This is a genomic window from Mesorhizobium sp. M7A.F.Ca.CA.004.06.1.1 (assembly GCF_003999135.1).
Taxonomy (GTDB): domain Bacteria; phylum Pseudomonadota; class Alphaproteobacteria; order Rhizobiales; family Rhizobiaceae; genus Mesorhizobium.
In genome coordinates, this window is the sequence record NZ_RZPQ01000274.1 from 1 (window position 1) to 6,847 (window position 6,847).

A 6,847-nucleotide genomic window follows, 5' to 3' on the forward strand; every position below is an offset into this window, starting at 1 on the left:
ACCGTGATCGTGCCGCTGTCGGGCGGCAACCAGCAGAAGGTCGTGCTCGGCAAATGGCTGGCCATGAACCCGAAAGTGATGATCCTCGACGAGCCGACGCGCGGCATCGACATCGGCGCCAAGGCGGAAATCTATGGCCTGATGCGCGCATTGGCCGATGCCGGCGTCGCCGTGCTGATGATCTCCTCGGACATGGAAGAGGTGATCGGCGTGTCCGACCGCATCGCCGTCATGCATGAGGGCCAGATCTCGGGTATTCTCGACAAGGACCGGTTCAGCCAGGAAAACGTGCTGCTCCTGGCGGTGGGCAAGCAGCCGAAATAGTTCTTGCCACGGGCCGCGCAAACGCGATCCGCTCAGGCATTGGGGAGAAGACGATGAGCAAGAAAGATCTCGGCCTGCTGATCCTGATCTTGGTGGTCGGGGCGATCGTGGCGATCATCAATCCGCGCTTCCTGTTGCCGATCAACCTCGCCAACACCTCGAACCTGATCGGCCTGTTCGGCATCCTGTCGATCGGCCAGGCCTTCGTCATCATCACCGGCGGCATCGAATTGTCGGTCGGCTCGGTGGTAGCGCTGCTTGGCACGCTGTTCATCGACTTCATCGCCGTGCGTGGCATGGAATGGCCGCTGGCCTTCGTGCTCATCCTGGTGCTTGGCGCCATCATTGGCCTGGCGCATGGCTGGCTGATCACAAGGCTCAAGCTGCAGCCCTTCGTCGTCACGCTGTGCGGCCTGTTGATCTACCGCGGCGTTGCCCGCTTCTACACCGCCGACGGCACCGCGGGTTTTGCCTTCGGCCAGAATTTTCCCGACCTCGAATTCCTCACCGCCGGGCGCTCCTATGGCGTTCCCAACAGCTTCATCGCGCTGATCGTCATCTCGATCGTCATGTGGGTGGTGCTGCACCGCTCGGTGTTCGGCCGCTATCTCTACGCCATCGGCAAGAACGAGGAGGCGGCGAAATATTCCGGCATCCGCACCGGCCGCGTCGTCATCGCCGCCTACGTCATTTGCGGCGTGCTGACGGCGCTGTCGGCGATCTATTTCGCCATGTACACGCGCTCGATCTCTCCGGCCAGCCACGGCCAGTTCTACGAACTCTACGCCATCGCCGCCGCCGTGCTCGGCGGCTTCTCGCTGCGCGGCGGTGAAGGCTCGCTGATCGGCGTCATCCTCGGCACGGTGCTGCTGCAGGAACTGCAGAACCTAGTCAACCTGCTCGGCATCCCGTCCTCGCTCAACTTCGCGGTGATGGGCGGCGTCATCCTCATCGGCGTGCTGGTCGACCAGCAATGGGGCGTGTTCCGGGAACGGCGGCTGATGGTCGACGCCACCCGAAAAAGCGCCGCCGGCGCGGCCGCGGAATAGCGCCTCGCGGCGAATGGCGGGCGATGGCTGCAATTCCTGAACCGTTGACGCTCAGGGCCGGCGCGCTCGAAGCCGAACTGGTGCCGCAAATCGGCGGCAGCCTCAGCGCGCTGCGCTGGCGCGGCATCGATCTCATGCGCAGGCTCTCGGACCATGATCGCGAAGCGGGCAACGTGCTTGGCGTGGCCATGTTCCCGATGATACCCTACGCCAACCGCATCGCCGGAAATACCTTCGAGTTTCGAGCGAAGCGCTGGCGGGTCCAGCCCAACAATCCGCCCGAAGCCATCAACGTGCATGGCAGCGGCTGGAAACACCCCTGGACTGTCACTGCAGCGGGCGACGCCCAGGCAACGCTGTCGCTGGATATCGCAGCCAGCCTCGAACCCTACTCCTATCACGCGACGCAGGCTTTCGTGCTGTCCGAAGAAGGCCTCGACGTGACCATGACACTGACCAACACGGGGCCGGTTTCCATGCCGTTTGGTTTCGGCCTGCATCCTTGGTTCGACCGCGACCCGGACGTCACGCTGCAATTCAAGGCCGCGCGGTTCTATCTGGAGGAACCGCAAGGCATCGCCGGCGATCCGATAGCGCTTGCGCCCGAACTCGACTTCGCCGAGAGCCGGCCTTTACCCGCCGGCTGGCGCAACAATGATTATGGCGGCTGGACGGGTGAGGCGACGCTTCGCTTTCCGGCGCGCGGCGCGGGTTTGCGCATCAAGGCCGATCCGATCTTCAAGCACCTGATGCTGTACGCCGATCCGGCCAAGCCTTACTTTTGCGTCGAACCGCAGACCATGGCATCCGGTGCTTTCAACCGGGGCGGATGGAGCGATCCGGACGAGGGCGCCATCGTGCTCGCCCCAGGTGAAAGTTCGGCCGGCACGGTGTCGCTGATGCCCTTTGCGCTTGGGGCTTAAAGCGCCCATCGCGTGAACGAGGCGTCAGGAGCCGACGATCTAGATCAGGCCCGACATGTCGGAAAAAGCCATCGCCTTGCGCAGCACCTCGGCGAAGCGTTCGCCGGCCGCTTCGCGCGGGCCGCTGTTGTCGATCGAGGTGACGCCGGACCCGGACAGAGTGACATTGGCGCTGCGTGCCAGCCGCGCCAGCACTTCGCCGCGTGACTCGCGGCCGCGCATCGCCAGACGCTCGGCCAGCACTTCAGGCGAGGCGGTGATCTCGACGATGGCCAGATTGGCATAGCGTTCGCGCAAGGAGGGGATGATCGCGCGCGACACATTGGCGACAGCGACACGGCCATTGGCGACGGACCAGTCGACATCGGCGGGGATGCCGTAGCGCAAGCCGTGCGCTTCCCAGGAGATGGCGAAGGCGCCATCGGCTTCGGCCTCGACGAAGGCGGCATCGGCCAGCGTGTCGTGGTCCTCGCTGGCGACATCGCTCGGCCTGGTGATGACGCGGCGGACGAACTCCAGCCGCGTTTCGTCGGCAAAGCGGGCGCGGGCGTAGCCGATCACTGTGTCCTTGCCGGCGCCGCTTGGGCCGACGACGGCGACGAAAACGCCATCGCGGATCGGAAACGTCTCGGCCGACAATTCCCGCTCGATCGACGCCGACACCATCATGCGACCCGGCTTCCCTGCCGCCAGACGGTGCGCACCACCGGGACATGGTCGTCGACGCGCACGCGCACCAGATCGGCGCGGCGGCCCTGTTCGATGACGCCGCGATCGGTCAGGCCAACCGCATCGGCCGGGTTCTTCGAGACCATGGCGACGGCCTGCGGCAGGGAAATGCCTTCGACGACATCGCCGAGGAAGAACGCCGACTGGATCAGGCTGAAGGGAATATAGTCGGATGACAAGATGTCGAGCAGGCCGTCGCTGGCCAGCGTGCGGGCCGAGACATTGCCCGAATGCGAGGCGCCGCGCATAACGTTGGGCGCGCCCATCAGCACGCCCATCCCGGCCTCTTTCGAGGCCCTGGCGGCCTCTTCCGTGGTCGGGAATTCGGCGACGCGCACGCCCTGCTCGATCGCCTCGTCGACATGGCCTGATGTGGCGTCGTCGTGGCTGGCCAGCACGATGCCGCGCTCCTGGCAGGCGGCTGATATCACCGCCCGGTTCGGCGCCGAATTGCGCGCCGATTCGGCCATCCGCTTTTCGCAGAACAGCTTGAAGTCGCGATCGGTCAGCTTCAGCTTGCGCTGGTAATAGTAGGCATAGGTCTCGAGATCGACGAACTGGCGCTGGCCTGGCGCATGGTCCATCAGCGACGCCAGCTTGACCCGCTCGTCGCCGTCGAAATTGGCGAAAGCCCTGAGGCAGTCCGGTGCCGAAACCTCGCAGCGCAGATGGATGAAATGGTCGGCGCGCAGACGGTCCTGCTTCACACTGTCCTCGATCGCGTCGGCCAGCTTGCGGATGTCGGCCGATGTCAGGTCGGCGTCTTCGTCCATGCCGACGCGCAAGGCGTCGAGCACGGTGGTGATGCCGGCGGTCGCCACCTGCGCGTCATGGGCGAGCACGGCGGCGATCGGATTCCAGCGCACCTTGGGCCGCGGCGCGTAGTGGCCTTCGAGATGGTCGGTGTGCAATTCGACCAGCCCGGGAATGATATAGTCGCCGCCCATATCCTCGCCGATGCGGCTGATGCCGGATTCGATGCCGGCGATAAAGCCGTCGCGCAGCACCAGCGAACCCTCGACGATCTCGTCGGCAAGCACGATGCGGGCATTGTGGAGAACAGTCTCGGCGGTCATTTCAGGCAGTCCTTCAGGCGGTTTTTCTGGCCGGGCGGCGCCCGAGCGCGTGATGCGAGAGCACCATGAACGGTGCACCCGGTTCGGTTTCGACAAACAAGGTCAGCGCATCCACCAGCACCTTCTGTTGCAGCACTTCCGCGAACAGGCTGTCGATCGCTGCGCGCAAACGAGGGCTTTCCTGTGACCCCGCCCGGCCCGACAGCGTCATGTGGAAGCGAAAGGTTTCGAAGACATAGGGGTAACCCCATTGGCAGAGATTGCGGAACTCGGCCGGCTTCAGCGAATCCGGGCTGCGCCGCTCGATTTCCGCTTCGCTCAGTGGTGCGCGAAACCGGTCGAAATCGCGCACCACGTCATCGGCGAACCGGTTGAGCGCAGGCACTGGCCCTTCCGGCACCAGTGCGAAGAAGCCGTCGATCTGGCTGACCACGAGACGCGGGATGGTCACCACCGGCGTCGCCTCGGCGAATTGGTCGAGTGCGGCGCGCAGCGAGGCTTCCGTCTCGTCGGCAGCCAGGCGGAAGGGGGCTTTCAGCGTTGCGTGAAAGCCATAGCGGCGCGCCGAAGCGGTGTGGAAAGCGACTTCCGCCGCCGACAGGTCGGCCACCGCTTCGACCGGCCTCGTCGCGGCGCCGAACGCGTCGCGGCCCAGCCAGTCGGCGGCGATCCGCGCCAGAGGCTCGTCCTGCCGGGGGGTGAAATAGAGGGCGTAGCGCATGGAAAGTCCTTGTCAGCTTCGCTGCCATAGGTGATTTCCATGACGAATTGACGAAGCCTTGCTGGCTTTCAGGTAACAAAACGCTGCGGCGGGGTCATTAGCCGACGATTTTTTCGTGCTGGACCAGGGAGCGAGTGCTCACGCAGCGACCGATCAGGCCTTCATCAACCACTCGTGCTCGGGCGCGTTGTGGAATTTCCACGTCCGCTTCGGTCCGGCCATGACGTTGAGATAATAGAGGTCGTAGCCGTGGCAGGCGGCGCAGGGGTGATAGCCCCCGGGCACCAGCACGACATCGCCATCCTCGATCGCCATCGCTTCGTCGAGCGCGCGATGGCCATTCTCGTCGGCATCGGTGTAGACGCGCTGGAAGGCAAAGCCCTGCGGCGGGTTGAGACGGTGATAGTAGGTTTCCTCAAGATAGGATTCAGCGGGCAGATTGTCCCGGTCGTGCTTGTGCGGCGGATAGCTCGACGTGTGGCCGCCGGGCGTGATCACCTCGACCACCAGCAGCGAATCGGCCGGCTTGCCCTCCGGCAATATGTTGGTGACATAGCGTGTGTTGGTGCCCTTGCCGCGCACCTCCTGGCCGAGATCGTCCGGTCCGATGACGCGAACCGGCAGACCGCCGCCAAGGCCCGGCGCCGAGCAGACCGCGAGTTCCAGTCCGGTGTCCGCCGTCACCGACCAATCCGATCCCTCAGGCACATACACCGACCACGGCTTGCCCTCGAAGGGCGACATGCGCTCGCCGAGCAGGCCGAGATCCTTGCCGCCGGCTGAAGCCTTGCCCTTGCCGGTAACGAACACCAGGCAGACTTCGCGATCCTCCGTCTTGCCGGAGACGCTCTCGCCCGGCTTCAGCCGATGCAGGTCGAAACCGACATAGGTCCAGCCGGCGCTTTTCGGCGTCACATGGGCGACGCGGCCATGGCCTTTGTCGGCTTTGACGAGCAGCTTCGACATTTTTGTCTCCTATTCCGTTGGCTTGAAGGACTCCGTGAAGCCAAGCCGCCTGTTTGAAAGGGCCATCGCAAATCTTCGGCCGGCGCCCTTCCAACTTCGTCATCCTAGGGCGAAGCAGGAGCGAAGCTCCGTCGCGGAGACCCTAGGATCCATGCCGTTGCCTCGGCCGAAGGGCGCAGCGGAGCGGATTCTGCACCGTCACACCAGCTTCAAAGTCATGGCATGGATCCTAGGGTCTGCGCCGCGTCGCTTCGCTCCTTGCTCCGCCCCAGGATGACGAAACGAGAAGCACTGCAAGATAGTCGCCAACGCATGCGATCAGTTACTCCTTCGGCTCGGGCTCGACCGAAGGCTTCGCCTCGTCAGCAGGCTTGTAGAGATAAAAAAACTGCCAGACGGCGTAGCCGGCGAAGCCGAGCGCGATCATGCCCCAGAACGGCGTGCTGGTGGCGAACTCGATGATCGACCAGATGACGCAGACCGCGACGATGGCGACACGCCGCCACAAAGGTCGGAAGAAGGGGTGTTCGGAATCTTTCATAGGGCCAATCTACAGCAATCGGTCTCGCCGGGAACCCGTCGCACCAGCCATTGGGAAACTAGACATTTGGAAAGCCTTGCGTCTCGACCGTATAGCCGGCGGCGGTCATGACGCGCATCAATTCCTTGTAGCCAACCTGTGCCATCCTGAGTGGCGGGTTCTTCTTCGGGTCCTGCTCGGCCTCGACCACGAACCAGCCCTCATAGCCATGGTCGGCGAAGCGCTGCACGATGGCGCCGAAATCGAGCGAGCCGTCGCCCGGCACGGTGAAGGCGCCCAGCGCCACCGCGTCGAGGAAGGATTGTTTGGTGCGATCGAGCTTTTCGATCACGCCCATGCGAACGTCCTTCACATGCACATGGCTGATGCGGGTATGATGGTTGTCGATGGCACGCAGCACGTCTCCGCCGGCGAATGCCAGATGTCCGGCATCGAGCAGCAGCGGAATGCCGGCTCCGGAATAGCGCATGAAGGCATCGAGTTCCGGCTCGGTCTCGACCACCGCCGCCATGTGGTGA

At 64.2% G+C, this 6,847-nt stretch carries 9 protein-coding genes; 3 read left to right on the plus strand and 6 right to left on the minus strand.

Annotated features, from left to right (window positions below; translation table 11 throughout):
* The 3 genes from EN906_RS17415 to EN906_RS17425 form a co-directional block, all read left to right on the plus strand.
* On the plus strand, positions 1 to 324 hold a 324-nt coding region (locus EN906_RS17415; RefSeq protein WP_164777214.1), incomplete at its 5' end, for an ATP-binding cassette domain-containing protein.
* Positions 325 to 377: 53 nt separating this feature from the next.
* On the plus strand, positions 378 to 1,373 hold the full coding sequence (locus tag EN906_RS17420; protein WP_027040007.1) for an ABC transporter permease: 996 nt from the start codon (positions 378 to 380) through the stop codon (positions 1,371 to 1,373).
* A 23-nt stretch (positions 1,374 to 1,396) separates the two neighbouring features.
* Positions 1,397 to 2,296, plus strand: coding sequence for an aldose 1-epimerase (locus EN906_RS17425; protein ID WP_127271236.1), 900 nt, complete (start codon positions 1,397 to 1,399; stop codon positions 2,294 to 2,296).
* Between the two features lie 39 nt (positions 2,297 to 2,335).
* On the opposite strand, the gene phnN is transcribed toward EN906_RS17425, so the two are convergent.
* From phnN to EN906_RS17455, 6 genes are all read right to left on the minus strand, one after another.
* Positions 2,336 to 2,965: a phosphonate metabolism protein/1,5-bisphosphokinase (PRPP-forming) PhnN gene (gene phnN / locus EN906_RS17430; protein ID WP_164748922.1), complete on the minus strand. Its 630-nt coding sequence runs from the start codon at positions 2,963 to 2,965 to the stop codon at positions 2,336 to 2,338.
* Positions 2,962 to 4,101, minus strand: coding sequence for an alpha-D-ribose 1-methylphosphonate 5-triphosphate diphosphatase (locus EN906_RS17435; protein WP_127269078.1), 1,140 nt, complete (start codon positions 4,099 to 4,101; stop codon positions 2,962 to 2,964). Before EN906_RS17435 ends, phnN begins: the two co-directional genes overlap by 4 nt.
* A 13-nt stretch (positions 4,102 to 4,114) precedes the next feature.
* Entirely contained in the window at positions 4,115 to 4,822 is a 708-nt protein-coding gene (locus tag EN906_RS17440; protein WP_127269079.1) for a DUF1045 domain-containing protein, read from the minus strand.
* Positions 4,823 to 4,975: 153 nt separating this feature from the next.
* The gene (gene iolB / locus EN906_RS17445; RefSeq protein ID WP_127269080.1) at positions 4,976 to 5,788 is read right to left on the minus strand and encodes a 5-deoxy-glucuronate isomerase; all 813 of its coding nucleotides are present in this window, start codon (positions 5,786 to 5,788) and stop codon (positions 4,976 to 4,978) included.
* A 322-nt stretch (positions 5,789 to 6,110) separates the two neighbouring features.
* A complete protein-coding gene (locus EN906_RS17450) occupies positions 6,111 to 6,329 on the minus strand; it encodes a DUF3329 domain-containing protein (RefSeq protein ID WP_127269081.1) in 219 nt (72 codons plus the stop codon).
* Between the two features lie 58 nt (positions 6,330 to 6,387).
* On the minus strand, positions 6,388 to 6,847 hold a 460-nt coding region (locus EN906_RS17455), incomplete at its 5' end, for a TIM barrel protein (protein WP_164777215.1).

Coding starts and splice junctions, on each gene's coding strand:
- phnN (WP_164748922.1), bottom strand. CDS start 2,965: ATGATGGTGTCGGCGTCGATCGAGCGGGAATTGTCGGCCGAGACGTTT.
- EN906_RS17440 (WP_127269079.1), bottom strand. CDS start 4,822: ATGCGCTACGCCCTCTATTTCACCCCCCGGCAGGACGAGCCTCTGGCG.
- EN906_RS17425 (WP_127271236.1), top strand. CDS start 1,397: ATGGCTGCAATTCCTGAACCGTTGACGCTCAGGGCCGGCGCGCTCGAA.
- EN906_RS17435 (WP_127269078.1), bottom strand. CDS start 4,101: ATGACCGCCGAGACTGTTCTCCACAATGCCCGCATCGTGCTTGCCGAC.
- EN906_RS17450 (WP_127269081.1), bottom strand. CDS start 6,329: ATGAAAGATTCCGAACACCCCTTCTTCCGACCTTTGTGGCGGCGTGTC.
- iolB (WP_127269080.1), bottom strand. CDS start 5,788: ATGTCGAAGCTGCTCGTCAAAGCCGACAAAGGCCATGGCCGCGTCGCC.
- EN906_RS17420 (WP_027040007.1), top strand. CDS start 378: ATGAGCAAGAAAGATCTCGGCCTGCTGATCCTGATCTTGGTGGTCGGG.